Here is a 16,274-nt window from a genome sequence, read left to right on the forward strand (position 1 = left end):
GCATGCGTCGCAGAGCGTCGCACGATAGTCGAGATTATCGGCAATGCCTTGGTTGATGCATCACGCTCAGCGTCTAGAGCGAAACCCGCCCTTCAATACAGGTCACGGTCGAGCCGCCCACCCAGATATCGTCACCCAAGCGCTGGATGGACACACGGCCCTTGCGCCCGAGCGCGGTGCCCTGGCTGACGACGTAACGAGCCGGCGCCAGCCCTTCTTCCAGAAACCAGCGGGCGATGCCAGCATTTAGGCTGCCTGTCACCGGGTCTTCGGCCATGCCGTCACCCGGAACAAAAGCGCGCACTTCAAACTGCGCCTCGTCACCGTCCACCACCGGGTCCCATGGCGCAACGACGCCGAGTTTCAGGCCGCTCAGTTGCGCGTAGTCGGGCTGTAACCTCAGAACACTGGCGCGATCGGCCAGCCTGAGCGCGACCCAGCCCGGGCCGTTATCTACCCAGCGCGCATCCAGAATCTCACCCGCGCCCAGCTTCATGCCCAGGCGGATCTGCTCGATGAGCTCAGGGTCTACCGCGCCCGAACGCAACAACGGTGGCGCGGTAAATGCCAGCCCGCTGCCCTCGCGGCGAATGCGTACCAGACCGATCCCGCACTCCTGAATGATTTCCTCACCTCGCGCCACGCCGCCGCTTTCCAGCCACGCATGGCAGCTGCCCAAGGTGGGATGACCGGCGAACGGTAGCTCTTCAAGGGTGGTAAAGATACGTACCCGATAGTCGGCACGCGGGTCTGTGGGTTTGAGCAGAAACGTGGTTTCACTAAGATTGGTCCAGCGTGCGAAGGCTGCCATCTGCTCGTCGGTCAAGCCATCGGCACCCAGCACCACGGCCAGCGGGTTGCCGAGCAACGGCTGATCGCTGAAAACATCCAGTTGCTTGAAATCAAACGAACGCATCAAGGCTTCCTTTCCAGAAGTAAAAAACGCAGATTGCCACGCCGGGTGCGGGCCAGACAACGGGATATTGAACCAACCTTCGCCGCGACGGCTCACAGTTCTGACTTGCCGAGAAGCTATCTGCGACGCTTGACGTCAATCTCCACGCTCGCCGCCCGAGGTCCAACATGCTCGACAGCCCAACCCTTGATCTGCTTGATAGCCTGCGCCGGACAATGGCCGAAAAATCGTTTCTGGTGGTCACCGGCGCGGGCATCAGCACCGCGTCCGGCATCCCGGACTATCGCGACAAAGACGGCGTGCGACGTGGCGCACAGCCCATGATGTATCAGGAGTTCGTCGGCAACCCCGCTGCCCGCCAGCGTTATTGGGCACGCGCCATGCTTGGCTGGCCGCGTATCAGCGCCTCGCAGGCCAACGCCGCACACCGGGCGCTGGCGGCACTACAGGCTGAAAACCTCATCAAAGGGTTGATCACGCAGAATGTCGATGCGCTGCACACCCAGGCCGGCAGCCAGGACGTTATCGAGCTGCACGGCAGCCTGCACCGCGTGCTGTGCCTGGATTGTCAGCAGCGCAGCGACCGCAAGGCCATTCAGGAGCAGATGCTGGCGCACAATCTGTACCTGGCCGATGTGCATGCGACCCAGGCACCCGATGGTGACACCCTGCTGGACCCCGCCTACGAAGCCGGTTTCAAGGTGCCCGAATGCCCGCATTGCCAGGGCGACAGGCTCAAGCCGGACGTGGTGTTCTTTGGCGAAAATGTCGCTTCGCACACCGCAGCCAGGGCGACGCTGAGTGTCGAGCAGGCCGAAGGCTTGCTGGTCGTCGGCACTTCGCTGATGGCCTGGTCAGCGTTCCGGCTGTGCAAGGCAATGGCCGAACAGGGTAAACCGGTCATCGCCATCAATCATGGCAAGACCCGCGCAGATGAATTGCTGCGAATGAAGATCGAAGCGCCATGCGAACAGGTGTTGCCCTGGCTGACCGAGCAACTGATTACCCGCTAAAAAAGCCCGAGCTGCCCACCGATCAACGTGCTGAAATCATCGTCCACAAAGGGCAGGATGGCATCGGCCAGCGGTTGCAGTTGGCGCGTCACGTAGTGATCGTAGTCAATCGGCGCATGGCGAATTTCCAGCGGTTCCGGCCCCACGGTGGTCATTACGTAGCTGATCCAGCCGCCGCTCTGATACTGCCGGGGTCGGCCCTGCTGGTCGTTGTACTCGTCGGCGAGACGCGCAGCACGCACATGCGGCGGCACGTTGCGCTGGTAGTCATCAAGCTTGCGTCGCAGGCGCTTACGGTAGATCAGCAGATCATCCAGCTCGCCTGACAGGGTGCGCTGCACGTAGTCACGCACATAATCCTGATACGGTTGGCGCTTGAAAATGCGCAGGTACAGTTCCTGCTGAAACCGCTGGGCCAGTGGCGACCAGTCGGTGCGCACCGTTTCCAGACCTTTGTAGATCATTTCCTCAGCACCGTCGGCGCGTGTGACCAGCCCGGCGTAACGCTTCTTGCTGCCCTCTTCCGCGCCGCGCACGGTCGGCATCAGAAAACGTCGAAAATGTGTTTCGTACTGCAGTTCAAGGGCGCTCTGCAGGCCATATTCGTTCTGCAAGTGCTCGCGCCACCACTGATTGACCTGCTGCACCAGCGCTTTGCCGATCCCTGCCGCTTCTTCCTGCCCGTGCGGGCGTCCCAGCCAGACGAAAGTCGAGTCAGTGTCGCCGTAAATCACGGTGTAGCCCTGCGCCTGAATCAGGTCGCGGGTCTTGAGCATGATTTCATGTCCGCGCAGGGTGATGGACGAAGCCAGCCGTGGATCGAAAAACCGGCAACCGCTGGACCCCAACACGCCATAAAAGGCGTTCATGATGATTTTAAGGGCCTGGGACAGCGGCGCGTTGTGCTCACGTTTGGCTGCCTCCCGGCCCTGCCAGACACGCTCGACGATGGCCGGCAGGCTGTGCCGCGTGCGAGAAAAGCGTGCGCCGCGAAAACCGGGCACCGATTCGCTGTCTCCAGGCTGGCGCATGCCTTCGATCAGGCCCACCGGATCGATGAGAAAAGTGCGGATGATTGCCGGATAAAGGCTTTTGTAGTCCAGCACCAGCACCGATTCATACAGCCCCGGCTGCGAATCCATCACAAAGCCACCGGGGCTGGCTTCCGGCAAGCGTTCGCCCTGATTGGGCGCGACAAAGCCCTGACGGTGCATCAGCGGAATATACAAATGGCAGAAGGCGGCCACCGAGCCACCGCTGCGGTCGGCAGGCAAACCGGTCACGGTGGCGCGTTCAAGCAGAAAGGTCAGCAACTGGGTCTTGGCGAAGATGCGCGTCACCAACTCGCAGTCCTTGATGTTGTAACGTGCCAGTGCCGGCTTATCCTCGGCGAACATGCGGTTGATTTCGTCCATGCGCTGATACGGCGTGTCGATGGCCTTGCCTTCGCCCAGCAAGGTTTGCGCGACATTCTCAAGGCTGAACGAGGGAAAGCTCCAGGTCGCCGAGCGCAGCGCCTCGATACCGTCAATGATCAGCCGCCCGCTGACTTCGGCGAAAAAGTGGTTGTTGCGGCTGCCATGCTCACGCCAGCCCATCGCTTCCCCGCCACGCCCGAGCCGCAGCGGCACCTGCAGGCGCTGAGCATGTTCGTGCAAGACCCGCAGGTCGAACTGCACCACGTTCCAGCCAATGATCGCGTCGGGGTCGTGCAGCGCCAGCCAGTCGTTCAGACGCTCGAGCAACTGCGCGCGGGTGTCGCAATAGTCGAGCTGAAAATCCAGCGCCTCGTCGCCACCATTGGCCGGGCCTAGCATGTACACCTGGCGCTGGTCACAACCCTCCAGCGCAATGGAATACAACTCGCCCCGCGCCGTGGTTTCGATGTCCAGCGACACCAGTTTCAGCCTGGGCCGGTAATCCGCTGCCGGCCTTATCTGGGCGTCACAGAGCACACCATCGGCATTGGGCGTGCCGCCGAACTGCACGGGCGCGGTGATGAAGCGCTCCATCAGGTAGCGTTCAGGCGGGCGAATGTCGGCTTCGTAGACGTCCACGTTGCCTCTGCGCAGCAGTTTTTCGACGTTCATCAGCTGTCGATGCTGCTGGCAGTACACCCCCAGCACCGGTCGATGGCGGAAATCGCAGAGCTCCAGCGGGCGCAAATCGACTCCACGCTCGGTACGCAACAACGACTGCGCGCGCTCACCCTGCTCAGCAGGAATAAAAGCGACAGAGGGCTGGCAAGGCAAACGAATGTGGCGAGGACCGTGATCAGTGGCCAACCAGAAGTCGACTTCTGTCCCGGCGGGCGTGTCTTGCCAGTGCCGACTCAGGATAAAGCCCTGCTGTAACTCCAACGCTGCAACCTCAACTGTAGATGGACACGCTGATTCTACGTGGCTATTGGCGTAAAGGCGCGGCTGGCGATCGAATTGAGAGCACATTGACAGGGCACTGACCATTGATTGCGTCTATGCCCTTCATCCTTATTTAACGCTTGATCGCTTACACCGGCTGCATGATTCTGTAGCGGTCCCGCACATGCACTACAGTTATCCAGGTCCTGATCACGGAGAGCTCCATGAAAACCGTTGCCCAACTGCTGAAATTGAAAGACCTGCACAACCAGCACGTGCATACCATTGGCCCGAATCATATGGTGCTCGATGCACTCAGGCTGATGGCGGACAAAAATATCGGGGCGCTGCCAGTGGTGGAAAACGGCACGGTGGTTGGTGTAGTCAGCGAGCGCGACTATGCACGCAAGGTGGTGCTCAAGGGGCGTTCGTCGGTGGGCACGCCGGTCAGTGAGATCATGAGCAGCAAAGTCATTACCGTCGACTCGCAACAGACCGTGGAAACCTGCATGGGCATTATGACCGACAGCCATTTACGCCATTTGCCGGTTGTCGAAGACGGTCAGTTGTTGGGGCTGCTGTCCATCGGCGACCTTGTGAAGGAAGCCATCGCCGAGCAGGCCAGCCTCATTCAGCAGCTTGAACAATACATTCGCGGCGAGTAATCAGAACACGTTACACGCACGCGACGCGCGGTGACCCGCGCGCAACGTGATCTTTCAGTCGTCCAGCGTCTTGCCGGGCGCACCGCCTTTCGCTGGCTTGCCCTGTTTTTCAGCCGGTGCAGGCTTGGCTTCCGGCTCGGGCGGTGGCGCGGCGGCCTCTTTTTCGCGCATCGGCATCTGGTCGATGGTGGCGAAGATCTCCTTGGGGTCTATCGCGCCAGACTTCTCGATTTTTTTCTCGCCATCCTTGCCCACCAGAATCACCTTGGTCTGCGCACCTGCACCCAGTTTCAGCTCACGGATCAAGGCCATGGTCGACTGTGCGTCGAGGGTCTTGCCGTTGCGTTCACCAATCGTATTGACCACTGTGAACAAGACCATGTTGCGTTGCGCAAAGGCTTCGCGGTTGGCAGGCTCGTCCAGCGCCTTCTTGAGGCTGACCAGCGTAGGGTCAATCGTGCTCGGCGCGATGATGATCAGAGGGCGCGACTTGCCGCGCTCCTGCGCCAGAGGGTTGTCGCTGTCAGCGGCAAACGCTGTACCGGCAGCGACGAGCAGGCTGGCAAGGGTCAGGGACCGGATTAACATGGTGGGCTCCTTTCAAATCCATTGGGTAGCCATCGCGCGCAGACAGACGCGATGCTGGTCTGTTCTACCGCATATGGGTCATCCCGGTACAGCCCGATGTAGTCCTTTTCCGTAATCCCTTGTTCAGGCAGAGCGCTCGAGCGCACGGTAGCTCGCACTGTCGAGGCTTGCCGCCAGGCCTTGAACAATCTGCTCCACCTCGGCAGCCTCCAGCACCAGGGGCGGCAGAAGACGAATGACCTTGCCCCGCGTAACGTTGATCAACAAGCCATGTTGCTCGGCTGCGATGCGGGTCAGTTCGGGAATAGCCTCGCGCAATTCGATACCGATCATCAGCCCCCTGCCACGTACCTGCATGACCTGCGGATGGCCGCCCAGCACTTCCTGCAAGCGCCCGAGCAGGTGCTGCCCTCGAACCCGGGCGTTTTCTACCAGCGCCTGCTGTTCGATGATGTCGATGACCGTGCAACCGACCCGGCACGCCAGCGGGTTGCCGCCAAACGTGCTGCCATGACTGCCGGGCGTGAACAACTCTGCGGCTTTGCCTCGCGCCAGACAGGCGCCGATCGGTACGCCGTTGCCCAGCCCTTTGGCGAGGGTCATGACGTCCGGCACAATGCCTTCATGTTGAAAGGCAAACCACTTGCCGGTACGGCCCATGCCGGTCTGAATCTCGTCGAGCATCAGCAGCCAGTCACGCCGCGTGCAACGTTCTCTCAATGCCTTGAGATAACCAGCCGGCGCGACCTGAGCGCCGCCCTCGCCCTGAATCGGTTCGACCAGCACGGCAGCAATCCGGTGGCCGTGGGTTACACAAACCTTGTCGAACGCGAGCAGATCACCGAACGGCACCTTGATGTAATCACCCGGCAAGTCGCTGTAACTCAGGCGCACCGCCGGCCCGTCGCTGGCGGCCAGCGTGCCCAGCGTGCGCCCGTGAAAGGCGTTTTCCATGACCACCACCAAGGGCTGCTCGATGTACTTGTGCCAGCCATGCAGGCGCGCCAGTTTAAGTGCGGTTTCGTTGGCCTCGGCACCGGAATTGTTGAAAAACACCCGGTCCATCCCTGCCAGCCTGGTGAGCTTTTGCGCCAGCCGCTGTTGCCAGTCAATGCTGTACAGATTGGAGGTGTGCAACAGCAAACCCGCCTGATCGCGAATGGCATCCACCAGCATAGGGTGGGAATGCCCGACATTGGTCACCGCCACGCCTGCCACCGCGTCCAGGTATTCACGACCGCTCTGGTCCCACAGGCGCGTGCCCAGGCCACGGGTGAAACTCAGGGCCAGAGGTTGATAAGTGCTCATCAGGCAGGCGGTGGTCATGGCGTGAAGCTCCTTGGGTATGTGTCGGTTTATGCAGTATCGTTAACCACCTGCTCTGGATAAACGGCGAAATACTTCAATCATTTTAAAGCTGAGATTGATAATGGATTTGTTTCTGGCGATGCGCGTGTATGTAAAGGTTGTCGAAACCGGCAGCCTGACGGCAGCGGCGCAGGCATGCTCGATTTCCACAACGATGGTCGGCAATCACTTGCGCGCGCTGGAACAGCGCCTGGGCGTCAGCCTGTTGCAGCGCACTACTCGCCGCCAGCGGTTGACCGAGTTCGGCACTGCGTATTACCAGCGATGCCTTGAGGTGCTGGGGCTGGTGGCGCAGTCCGAGCAACTGGCCGAGCAGGCGCAGGGCGAGCCGACCGGCACGTTGCGCATCACCGCACCTCTGACCTTCGGCTCGGAGCTGCTGGCCCCTGCCCTGGTCGGGTTCTCGCAGCGCTTTCCCGACGTCAAACTCGACCTGGTGCTGACCAACCAGCGCCTCGACATGATCGACAACGGTTTCGACGTCGCCATTCGCTTGGGCAACCTTGCGCAATCCTCGCCCTTGATTGCCCGCCCCTTGCAGGACTACACCCTGACCATCTGCGCTGCGCCCGACTATCTCGCTCGGCACAGCGCGCCTACCCGGCCCGAAGACCTTCGCGCGCACAATTGCCTGGCGTTCGCCTACCCGGCCGGCGATGAGTGGCGCACAGCCGGCACGCAATGGCGCATGACCGGGCCCGAAGGCGAGGTTCTGGTGGACGTGGACGGCTCGATGGTGGCCAACACATCAGCCGGTCTTTATCAGGCGGCGCGCGCCGGGATGGGAGTGGTGATGCTGCCGGATGCGCTGGTCCAGCGTGACTTGCAGGAGGGCCGACTGGTAGCGCTGTTGCCGGACTATCGCCTGCCCAGACGGCCGATGAACCTGCTGTATGTGCAAGACCGTTACCGGCTGCCCAAGCTGAGAAGTTTTGTGGAGTTTGCGACGGCGCAGTGGGGGCGATAGGTGCTGGCAGTGTGCAGCGTAAGCTTGCATCCGGTGCGAGACGTTGCGCCTGCACCGGATTTTTCGCGCCGAATACTCAGACCTTGAAGCGGCTGACCATACTCTGCAAATGAACACCCAGGCGGGCGAGCTCAACGCTCGATGCGGCGGTTTGCTCGCTGGCCGACGCCGTCTGTTCGGAAATATCCCGAACATTCAGCACGCTGCGGTTGATCTCTTCGGCAACTGCGCTCTGCTCTTCAGCCGCCGCAGCAATCTGGTGATTCATCGTCTCGATGGTCGAGATCGCCTGGGTGATATTACCGATAGAGACGCCCGCGTTACGGGTCAGCTCGACGCTGTTGGCGGTTAGCGCCTGGCTGTTGTCGAGGATTGTCGCCACGTGCGAGGTGCGGCTGTGCAGCCCGCTGATCAACGCAGCGATTTCTTCTGTCGATGTCTGGGTGCGCTGCGCCAGGCTTCGCACTTCGTCAGCAACCACCGCGAAACCTCGCCCGGCTTCCCCGGCGCGCGCTGCTTCGATAGCAGCGTTGAGCGCCAACAGGTTGGTCTGCTCGGCCACCGCCTTGATGACGTCCAGCACACCACCAATCTTGTTGCTTTCGCTTTTGAGCTCGTCCATGGCGGATTTGGAGTTCTGCACTTCAGTCGCAAGCTTCTCGATCTGCGTCACCGCCTTGGAAACGACGCCGTCGCCTTCACGCGCCTCTTTCGAAGCGTTGACCGCCGCATGGGATGCCTGCTCGGCGTTTCTCGCGACTTCCTGAACGGTGGCCGACATCTCATGCATGGCGGTCGCCACCTGATCGGTCTCGCTTTTCTGGCTGTTGACACCGGCGCTGGTCTGCTCGGTCACTGCCGACAACTGCTCGGCAGCGCTGGCAATTTGCGTCACGCCGTCACGCAGCCCACCGATCAGCTCGCGCAGGTTGGTGGTCATGCGCAGCATGCTGCCTTGCAAGCGTCCCAGCTCATCCTTGCGGGTAACCGCCTGGTTGTGGGTCAGATCACCATCAGCCACACGTTCGGCCAGTTTCAGTGTTTCGAGCAACGGGCCTACGATCAGGCGGGTTATCACCCACGCAGCCAGGAAACTCATAATCAGCGCCGCAACCAACCATACCGAGAGCAGCGTCCGGGCCTGATCAACGTCTTCTATGCGCAGACTGACCTGGTTGGCAGACAATTGGTCGGCCGATTTGAAAAGAACCCCGATAACTTTGGTGATACCCGCCTGAGCCTGATCGATGGATGCCTGTGCGGCGGTGAATTGATTCATGGTGTTCTGGTAACTGACCATGGAATCCACGAGGTGCTTGATCGTTGCAGACTGACTGTCGAAGCCTTGCAGGCCTTTGACAAAGTTAATGACTGCGCTCATTGAAGCTTCTGCGGGCGCCCTGTTCTCAGCCTTCAAAGAATAGGTATAACCACGCAGATCGAAACGCATTTTCTGAAACAGTGTCATTGCCTGAACAATAGCGTCGCGCTGTGACGCGCTGCCCTCGTCCGACCTGGCGAAGGCGTTCAGCTTCTGCAAGTCCTCAGCCCCGGCATCGGCGTACTGGCCAAACGTTCCACGGGTTGCTTCGCGGGCGGCTGTTGCGCGCATCAGGTTGTCATAGTGAACCCGGTATTCAACCAGCGCTTCGGCGGCAGCGTTCACCAGCGGTATGTTCAGCGGAGAGTCGAATACCTCTTGCGCATACTTGACGTGGGCTTCGAGGCGTTCAAGAGCCTTCAACCAATCGCTGGCACGTTCGGCATCGTAGTTAATCCAGTACGCCAGACGTGCGATGCGGACATCGCGAGTCAGGGTGCTCATCTTGCCAATGTCGGCAATCCTTTCGCTTCGTTCGCTCAGCGAAGTGATACCGGTCCAGCCGGTCAGCGCAATCAGCACCGTCAGCACGATGACCAGAGCAAACCCAAGCGCTAGCTTGGACCTGACAGAAATATTGCTCAGAGTGTTTTTCAACGTAATTTGCTCTTGGTAGGCCAACGAGTGGATATACGAGGCTGATCCCTGCCTATACAACATACGTATGTCGGCAGCCCGATCTCAAACTTTAAACTTGGCGTCAATATTCTTGCTCACAAATAATCCGCAACTGCTTGTAACGCATCTAGCTTTTTCATCCGGGTCAGTTAGCATGGGCAGCCGCACACACAAAGTATTCCGGAGAATGGCATGCAGTTGACAGCCTCAAAAGGCACCTTGACCAACGAGGAGCGTTCTGCAATTGCCGAGATCGAAGCAACCACCAACGTTTTGCGGTTGGTTACCCGTCTGACAGGCATGCGCTTTGCGAGTATTGCGAAGTTTACCGACGAAGACTGGATAGCCTGTTCGGTATATGACCCCACTGACTTTGGGATAGACGAAGGTGAAGTCTTCGCGCTGGAGACAACGCTGTGCGGTGAGTTTTGTATCAACCCCCAGGCGTTGTTCATTCCGCAGATCAGTAAAAGCGGCCGGTACGCGAACTTCCCTGTTGTGAAGCGGTTTGCTATCGAGAGTTATGCTGGCGTACCGATCTTTCTTCCGGACGGCAGGCTGTATGGCGCGATGTGCGCGCTGGACTCACGCGTGACGCTGTTTGACGATCCGGAACTTGCAGAAACGCTGACCCTGTTCGCGCGGCTGATCGGGTGTATTTTCTTCGCCAACATGAGCGAAGCAGACTAGCCGCAACGGCCAGCAGTTGCGGCGTTGGCCAGGTCAGGTTACGGCCTGGCGGGTTCATCCACCAGCGCGTACATCGGCACGGGTTCGAGCATGGCGCTGGTAAATCGGTTTTCGTCGAACTGCACCCTGTAACGGGAAGAAACAGTCCTGGCCGAGCCCGCTGCGTTCAGCAACGTCTCTGCAGACACATCAATCCCGAAATGAGGGAACGGCTCCTGAGCCACCCAGCCTCCGGCAGCCAGCACCAACAGTAGAAATACACCCGCGATGGGCTCTTTAGGTCCGCACATATCGCTTCTCCACTCAGGTAAAACGATTCGGTTCAAGATGAGCGACCGCTATACAGGCCGGGCCGTCGCTCGCGTGTTGCCACCCTCGGCTCACTCGAAAGGCTCCTCGCCTTGCAGCTTGGTGCGGTGCATCATGCGCCCGCATTCAGGGTCGTACGCCTCTGCGCGGTGCATGGTGCCGGTGTTGTCCCATATCACCAGATCACCCACCTGCCACGTATGGCTGTAACTGAACGCCTCTGCCGTGGCCCACTCGCGCAAACCCACCAGAATCTGCGCGCTCTGCGCCAGACTGTTCCCCACGACATGCTGCGCCGTACACCCCAGAATCAGCGACTTGCGGCCGGAACGGTGCTTCCACACCAGCGGCAGCTCCTTTTCGCCGATAGCCTGCATTGCCTTGAGCATGGCAAGACCAGGTTCCGGATTGTAATAGAGTAACGATGCCCATGGCGCGTGAATAACTCGCAAGCTTTCGTAACGATGTTTGTCAGCATCGCCAAGCGCCTCGTAAGCCGCGTAGGTATTACAAAAGCCGGTGTTGCCTCCCCAACTGGCGGGCACCTTGCAAGACAGCAGCGAGGCTAGAATCGGCGCGTCACTGCTCGTACCGTCGATGTGCCAGTAAAGCGAACCCTTGAGAAACTCGGCTCCCGCCGGGTTCTCTTTTACATCGAGACTGATTTTGGTGATGTTCTGGCCATCGCTGGCTTCCGGGGAAAAAGTCCCGAGCGTGCGAGTGAAAGCGATCTGTTCAGCATCGGATAAGTGAATCTTCGGGAACACCAGCACGCCTCGCTGCTCCAGCAGTTCTCGGATTGCCCCGGCGAATTGACCCGACAGCAACTCCTGCTTGCTGTTGAAAATACGCGCGCCAATAGCTGGCTTGATGGATTCCTGCGACAGCTGGACGACCGAAGTGGCTAACATGATGCGACCCTCTTCATAAGTGAACACAACGGTACACTTATGAGCAGGCAGAGGCAACTGCTTATTTATGATGGAGCCGCGCAATCGATGCTGCAGATAATCGCCCGGATGATGGTGTAAATAGAGCGCGAGCAATGCCCCATAAACAGGGCCGCCACGTCCAGTACTTCGGCCTTGAACCATAGCGGCGCACGTTCACGGAACCGAACTGCCAAGGGCCCGTTGCTTGCAGTCATGGTAATCCGCTGCCAGAGTAGTTCTGAAAAATCGACAGGAATTCCCATTTCCAGCGGAGCAGCAATGAAATACGACGACGCCTCATGGCACTACAACGGCAACTTCCCCAGCGATCTTCCAAGCGCAGCCGGTGCGACGCACATCGGTATGTTCCTGGCCTGGATGCTGCTGAACAAACTTGCCAGCGAGGAACTGCTTGAAGACGCCGAGAGTGAAGTCGCCGCGCTCACAAAACGCGAGCTTACCGGCAGCGCTTTCGTAATATCGATGCTCGACGAGAAGCTCACCGATCAAGAATTCAACGACATCGGCAATGCTTTCGCGCTGGCCTACTACGAGGGCCTGAACAATGACAGCCGCTACATTGACGACTACCTGCTCGCATTCAGCGTGACCCAGGATGAGGTTTACAGCGTTCCCGATACATGGGCCAATTTTGACAAACTGTCCCCGCTCATGGATGCCCGATTTGCCGAGTGGCAAGCAATGGGCAAGCCTGAGTACATCGTCTGACCCGCTTGTCTCGGCTACAAGTCAATGTCGAGAGGCTTTATCTGACATGCTCGACCCGTTTCACTTCAAGGAATGAATCAACGTGCACGCTCCTGCCCCGCAAATCGTCATTCAGCGCATGGCTGAAACTCACCTTGAAGGTGTGACCGCGCTCTACAACGAGCCAGCGGTCTGCCGTCAGGTTTTGCAAATGCCTTATCAGTCCATCGAGGTCTGGCGCCAACGCCTGGCCAACAGCACTGAACGACAGGTAAAACTGGTCGCGCTGAACGGCGGCGAGGTGATCGGCAGCATCGGCCTGGAACAATACTCACGCAGCAGGCAAAGCCATGTCGGCGCGTTCGGCATGGGCGTCGCCTCGGCCTGGCACGGCAAAGGCATTGGCTCGAAGTTGCTGGCAGCGGCGCTGGACGTGGCAGATAACTGGATGAACCTGCACCGGGTAGAACTGACCGTGTATGCCGACAATGAGGCCGCACAAGGTCTCTATCGCAAGTTTGGTTTTGAAGTCGAAGGCCGTCTGCGCAACTACGCGGTACGCGATGGCGCATATGTCGATGCCTTGAGCATGGCGCGCCTGAGATAAGCCCGGGCGATCGATCGCCGCTTGAGCAATCGCTGAAAGCATGCAAGGATCAGCCATGAATCAAATTCCTCATAGCAACCGACATCACTATCACGGCCCCATCTCAAGGTGCTGCGGTTGCTTGTGCTCATCGATTGGTCAGGCTTAGGTTCATGCTCTGACCATCAGTGAAACAGACCAAGGCGCCCACGGCGCCTTTTTTATTGCCTGGTTTTATTGCCCGGTTACTTACCAAAGAATCAGTTACCCGAAAATCAGTGGAGATCACACCTATGACCATGCTACGCGGAACCCGCATCGTGACCGGAACAGAAGCTGCAATTCTGCGTGAAACGGAAAACCGTTTCCGGAGCTATCTTCATCGCAGCGGGCGCTGAGGAAGCAATCGTCCCGGCTTTATGGGGTCAGGACACGTTTATCGAAAAAGCCGGCGGCAGCGAAATTATCGGCCAGATGTGGGCCTTCAACGACAAGGCCGGGCGCGCCTGCTGCCTGATCCCCGAGGCAACTGCGCTGTTTCAGGAGCGCAGCGAATTGCTGTTGAGCGGACGATGCGAAGCGCTGTTTTTCTATGTGGCGCGCTGTTACCGGTATGAACGGCCCCAGGCTGGGCGCTATCGGGAATTTACTCAGTTGGGGCTGGAAATTCTTGGCCCCTCGCCGCAGCAGTCATTACTGCGCAGCCAGGCAATATGCACCGGCTTTCTCGACTCGCTGGGTCTGGACTATCAACTGAACATCGCCGTCAAACGAGGCCTGAGTTATTACCTGGAAGGCAATGGCTTCGAGGTGCGCTGCCCGAAATTGGGTGCGCAGCAACAGGTGGTGGGTGGCGGGGCCTATCGGGAGGGTGCCGGGTTTGGCATAGGGCTGGAGCGACTGGTGCTGGCGCTTGGGCCTGAAACTGATTGACGCACACTGACTGACAGCGCCTCTGCACCGAGGCGTTTGTCTACTGAGCGTCAAACCAGCAAGGATGCAGTTTCGGGAAATGCGCTCTCAACCACTCCACAAAGGCCTGCACCTGCGGCGCAAGATGCGTGCGGCTCGGGTACAGCACAGAGACGGGGCGCGGTAATGGGCGATACGCCTCAAGGACTTCGACCAACTCCCCGCTCGCCAGAAATGACTCAACGGTAATACCTGGCGCCTGCAGAATCCCGAAACCAGCCAGCCCGCATTGTACGTAGGCGTTGGACTCATTGACGGTAATTGCGCCCTGCGCAGGGTAAGGCAAGTCTTCACCGTTCAACGAAAAATGCCAAGGCAGAGGTCGATTGTTCTGGCCGGACAGAAAGCTTACTCCGCAATGACGCTTCAGATCCTCCAGCGTTTCCGGTGTACCGAAGGCTTGCAGGTAGGAAGGTGCGGCGCAGGTCACCATCGTGGCCTTGCCGATATTTCTGACGACAAGACTTGAATCGGGCAGCTCGCCGATGCGCAGCGCGCAGTCGATGCCCTCGGCGACCAGATCCACCGTCCGGTCGGTCACCCCCAGCACAACGTCGATGTCGGGAAATGCTCGGGTAAAGCCCCTCAATGTTTCCATGAAACTGCGCTGGCTGAAGGCCGCCGGAATGTCGATCCGAAGTCGCCCGCGCAAGGTCGAGCCGTTTCGGTCGAACATTGACGTGGTTTCGGCGAGGTCCGCCAGGTTGCTCTTCACGCGCTCATAAAAACGCTGGCCCTCAGCCGTGAGTTTCACGCTGCGGGTCGTACGCTGGAACAGCCTGACGTCCAATGACGCTTCAAGGTCCTGAATGATTCGGGTCAGGTGAGGCCGACCGACCTGCATGGCCTCCGCCACCCTCGTAAAACTGCCCAGTTCGGCGAGTTTTGCGAATACCTGCATCGACTGTAATAGGTCCACCGATGAATCCCCCAGAGCACATGTCCAGCCATTGTTGCCTTGCAGGATAACAATCCTGTCGATTTGCGCCCATTTATCTGCAACAGCGTTTTGCCAACAATGGCTCCAGCGCCCACAAGCCCAAACACGCTCTGTGTGCACCTACCTGATCGCTGGAGACATCAAATGAAAGCATGGCTGTTAAACGATTTCGGGCTCGACAATCTAGTGCTGGGAGAAGCGCAAACGCCGGTCCCCAAAGCTGGAGAACTGCTGGTCAAGGTGGGCGCGGTATCGCTCAACTTCCGCGACAAGGCCATTGTCGACGGCATCTACGAACCGCACCGTGTACCCAAACCGCTTATTCCGGTCAGCGACGCAGCCGGCACGGTCGTCGCGGTAGGCGAAGGGGTCAGCCGCTTTGCCGTAGGTGATCGAGTGAACTCGCACCTCTACTCGCGCTGGATCGACGGCCCACCAGGCCCGGACGAGCCCGACTACTGCTTTGGCTCGCCTCTGCCGGGTGGGCTGGCCGAATACATGATCATCCATGAACAAAGCGCCGTGCGCGCACCGGAGGCCATGTCGGATGAAGAAGCCGCCACCCTGCCGATTGCGGCCCTGACCGCCTGGTACGCGCTGGTTGATTTCGGCCAGATCGAGGCCGGGCAGACCGTTCTCGTGCAGGGCTCGGGTGGCGTGTCGATCTTTGCCGCGCAGATTGCCACGGCCTTGGGGGCGAACGTTATCGCGACCTCCAGCAAGGACGAAAACCTGCAAGCGGTGAAAGCGCTCGGGGCTGTCGCCGGCGTGAATTACCGAACCCATCCCGAGTGGGCAGAGGAAGTGCTGAAACTCACCGACGGCAAGGGTGTGGACCTTTTGCTGGACGTGGCCGGTGGCGACGGCATCAACCAGTCGATTGCTGCCACAAAGGCGGGAGGACGCATCGCGCAGATCGGCTTTCTGACCGGCCAGACCTCGGCGCTCAACCTGATGCCGATGATCTTCCGCCAGACAACCTTTCGCGGCATCGCCGTAGCTCCCCGCTCGTCGTTTGACCGGATGAATGCGTTTCTCAACGAGCACAGGATTCGCCCGGTGATTGATCACGTCTACCCGTTCGAGCAGGCTCGCGAAGCCTATGAACACCTGGCCAGAGGTGCGTTTGGCAAGGTGGTGATCAAGGTCGCTCAGGCCTGATCCGAGGGAATCGAAACCGGCCACGGCCAATGGCTAGCAGCAGGCCGGGCGCGCGCAACGGGTTACACTGCGCGCCCACCCTGCCCAGACCCGAGGCATT

At 59.4% G+C, this 16,274-nt stretch carries 16 protein-coding genes and 1 pseudogene; 8 read left to right on the forward strand and 9 right to left on the reverse strand.

Annotated features, from left to right (window positions below; all coding sequences use genetic code 11):
- Window positions 1-73: 73 nt before the first annotated feature.
- Window positions 74-916: a PhzF family phenazine biosynthesis protein gene (locus tag QRN38_RS13175; RefSeq protein WP_054091070.1), complete on the reverse strand. Its 843-nt coding sequence runs from the start codon at window positions 914-916 to the stop codon at window positions 74-76.
- A gap of 167 nt (window positions 917-1,083) precedes the next feature.
- On the opposite strand from QRN38_RS13175, the gene QRN38_RS13180 reads away from it, so the two are divergent.
- Window positions 1,084-1,929 carry an NAD-dependent protein deacetylase gene (locus QRN38_RS13180; RefSeq protein WP_057418112.1) on the forward strand — a complete coding sequence of 282 codons (846 nt, stop codon included), beginning with the start codon at window positions 1,084-1,086 and terminating at the stop codon, window positions 1,927-1,929.
- On the opposite strand, the gene QRN38_RS13185 is transcribed toward QRN38_RS13180, so the two are convergent.
- A complete protein-coding gene (locus QRN38_RS13185; RefSeq protein ID WP_057418111.1) occupies window positions 1,926-4,289 on the reverse strand; it encodes a DNA polymerase II in 2,364 nt (787 codons plus the stop codon). The genes QRN38_RS13180 and QRN38_RS13185 overlap by 4 nt on opposite strands.
- A 224-nt stretch (window positions 4,290-4,513) precedes the next feature.
- Between QRN38_RS13185 and QRN38_RS13190 the strand changes: the two genes are divergently transcribed.
- Window positions 4,514-4,954 carry a CBS domain-containing protein gene (locus QRN38_RS13190; protein ID WP_057418110.1) on the forward strand — a complete coding sequence of 147 codons (441 nt, stop codon included), beginning with the start codon at window positions 4,514-4,516 and terminating at the stop codon, window positions 4,952-4,954.
- A gap of 54 nt (window positions 4,955-5,008) precedes the next feature.
- On the opposite strand, the gene QRN38_RS13195 is transcribed toward QRN38_RS13190, so the two are convergent.
- Both QRN38_RS13195 and QRN38_RS13200 read right to left on the reverse strand, forming a co-directional pair.
- Window positions 5,009-5,542: a DUF4174 domain-containing protein gene (locus tag QRN38_RS13195; RefSeq protein ID WP_005762784.1), complete on the reverse strand. Its 534-nt coding sequence runs from the start codon at window positions 5,540-5,542 to the stop codon at window positions 5,009-5,011.
- A 123-nt stretch (window positions 5,543-5,665) separates the two neighbouring features.
- Window positions 5,666-6,868: an aspartate aminotransferase family protein gene (locus tag QRN38_RS13200; protein WP_007245967.1), complete on the reverse strand. Its 1,203-nt coding sequence runs from the start codon at window positions 6,866-6,868 to the stop codon at window positions 5,666-5,668.
- A 103-nt stretch (window positions 6,869-6,971) separates the two neighbouring features.
- Between QRN38_RS13200 and QRN38_RS13205 the strand changes: the two genes are divergently transcribed.
- Window positions 6,972-7,877 (forward strand): LysR family transcriptional regulator, encoded by a 906-nt coding sequence (locus QRN38_RS13205; protein WP_005762789.1) that lies wholly within the window; start codon window positions 6,972-6,974, stop codon window positions 7,875-7,877.
- Between the two features lie 76 nt (window positions 7,878-7,953).
- On the opposite strand, the gene QRN38_RS28275 is transcribed toward QRN38_RS13205, so the two are convergent.
- Complete coding sequence (locus QRN38_RS28275; RefSeq protein ID WP_371245715.1) at window positions 7,954-8,826, reverse strand: methyl-accepting chemotaxis protein; 873 nt, start codon at window positions 8,824-8,826, stop codon at window positions 7,954-7,956.
- Window positions 8,809-9,918 (reverse strand): annotated as a pseudogene (locus QRN38_RS28280) (methyl-accepting chemotaxis protein); the annotation flags it as partial. The pseudogene QRN38_RS28280 and the gene QRN38_RS28275, both read right to left, overlap by 18 nt.
- A gap of 150 nt (window positions 9,919-10,068) precedes the next feature.
- On the opposite strand from QRN38_RS28280, the gene QRN38_RS13215 reads away from it, so the two are divergent.
- Entirely contained in the window at window positions 10,069-10,566 is a 498-nt protein-coding gene (locus tag QRN38_RS13215) for a GAF domain-containing protein (RefSeq protein WP_005762795.1), read from the forward strand.
- A 38-nt stretch (window positions 10,567-10,604) separates the two neighbouring features.
- Here the strand turns inward: QRN38_RS13215 and QRN38_RS13220 are convergent, their stop codons facing one another.
- Together QRN38_RS13220 and QRN38_RS13225 are read right to left on the reverse strand one after the other, a co-directional pair.
- A complete protein-coding gene (locus QRN38_RS13220) occupies window positions 10,605-10,856 on the reverse strand; it encodes a hypothetical protein (protein ID WP_007245964.1) in 252 nt (83 codons plus the stop codon).
- Between the two features lie 90 nt (window positions 10,857-10,946).
- Complete coding sequence (locus QRN38_RS13225; RefSeq protein WP_054069024.1) at window positions 10,947-11,786, reverse strand: TauD/TfdA dioxygenase family protein; 840 nt, start codon at window positions 11,784-11,786, stop codon at window positions 10,947-10,949.
- 300 nt (window positions 11,787-12,086) lie between these two features.
- Between QRN38_RS13225 and QRN38_RS13230 the strand changes: the two genes are divergently transcribed.
- The 3 genes from QRN38_RS13230 (at window position 12,087) to QRN38_RS13240 (ending at window position 14,034) form a co-directional block, all read left to right on the forward strand.
- Entirely contained in the window at window positions 12,087-12,536 is a 450-nt protein-coding gene (locus QRN38_RS13230; protein WP_005762799.1) for a DUF7832 domain-containing protein, read from the forward strand.
- Between the two features lie 82 nt (window positions 12,537-12,618).
- Window positions 12,619-13,122 carry a GNAT family N-acetyltransferase gene (locus QRN38_RS13235; RefSeq protein WP_005762801.1) on the forward strand — a complete coding sequence of 168 codons (504 nt, stop codon included), beginning with the start codon at window positions 12,619-12,621 and terminating at the stop codon, window positions 13,120-13,122.
- A gap of 327 nt (window positions 13,123-13,449) precedes the next feature.
- Window positions 13,450-14,034 (forward strand): ATP phosphoribosyltransferase regulatory subunit, encoded by a 585-nt coding sequence (locus QRN38_RS13240; protein WP_057418109.1) that lies wholly within the window; start codon window positions 13,450-13,452, stop codon window positions 14,032-14,034.
- Window positions 14,035-14,074: 40 nt separating this feature from the next.
- Here QRN38_RS13240 and QRN38_RS13245 read toward each other — a convergent pair whose 3' ends face one another.
- A complete protein-coding gene (locus tag QRN38_RS13245; RefSeq protein ID WP_054069019.1) occupies window positions 14,075-14,974 on the reverse strand; it encodes a LysR family transcriptional regulator in 900 nt (299 codons plus the stop codon).
- Between the two features lie 183 nt (window positions 14,975-15,157).
- Here QRN38_RS13245 and QRN38_RS13250 point away from each other — a divergent pair, with 183 nt between their 5' ends.
- Window positions 15,158-16,174, forward strand: coding sequence for a zinc-dependent alcohol dehydrogenase family protein (locus tag QRN38_RS13250; RefSeq protein WP_054069018.1), 1,017 nt, complete (start codon window positions 15,158-15,160; stop codon window positions 16,172-16,174).
- Window positions 16,175-16,274 lie beyond the last annotated feature (100 nt).

The organism is Pseudomonas sp. CFBP2511, from assembly GCF_030209255.1.
Classification (GTDB): domain Bacteria; phylum Pseudomonadota; class Gammaproteobacteria; order Pseudomonadales; family Pseudomonadaceae; genus Aquipseudomonas; species Aquipseudomonas avellanae.

Coding starts and splice junctions, on each gene's coding strand:
- QRN38_RS13175 (WP_054091070.1), bottom strand. CDS start 916: ATGCGTTCGTTTGATTTCAAGCAACTGGATGTTTTCAGCGATCAGCCG.
- QRN38_RS13180 (WP_057418112.1), top strand. CDS start 1,084: ATGCTCGACAGCCCAACCCTTGATCTGCTTGATAGCCTGCGCCGGACA.
- QRN38_RS13190 (WP_057418110.1), top strand. CDS start 4,514: ATGAAAACCGTTGCCCAACTGCTGAAATTGAAAGACCTGCACAACCAG.
- QRN38_RS13195 (WP_005762784.1), bottom strand. CDS start 5,542: ATGTTAATCCGGTCCCTGACCCTTGCCAGCCTGCTCGTCGCTGCCGGT.
- QRN38_RS13200 (WP_007245967.1), bottom strand. CDS start 6,868: ATGACCACCGCCTGCCTGATGAGCACTTATCAACCTCTGGCCCTGAGT.
- QRN38_RS13205 (WP_005762789.1), top strand. CDS start 6,972: ATGGATTTGTTTCTGGCGATGCGCGTGTATGTAAAGGTTGTCGAAACC.
- QRN38_RS28275 (WP_371245715.1), bottom strand. CDS start 8,826: ATGCTGCGCATGACCACCAACCTGCGCGAGCTGATCGGTGGGCTGCGT.
- QRN38_RS13215 (WP_005762795.1), top strand. CDS start 10,069: ATGCAGTTGACAGCCTCAAAAGGCACCTTGACCAACGAGGAGCGTTCT.
- QRN38_RS13220 (WP_007245964.1), bottom strand. CDS start 10,856: ATGTGCGGACCTAAAGAGCCCATCGCGGGTGTATTTCTACTGTTGGTG.
- QRN38_RS13225 (WP_054069024.1), bottom strand. CDS start 11,786: ATGTTAGCCACTTCGGTCGTCCAGCTGTCGCAGGAATCCATCAAGCCA.
- QRN38_RS13230 (WP_005762799.1), top strand. CDS start 12,087: ATGAAATACGACGACGCCTCATGGCACTACAACGGCAACTTCCCCAGC.
- QRN38_RS13245 (WP_054069019.1), bottom strand. CDS start 14,974: ATGCAGGTATTCGCAAAACTCGCCGAACTGGGCAGTTTTACGAGGGTG.
- QRN38_RS13250 (WP_054069018.1), top strand. CDS start 15,158: ATGAAAGCATGGCTGTTAAACGATTTCGGGCTCGACAATCTAGTGCTG.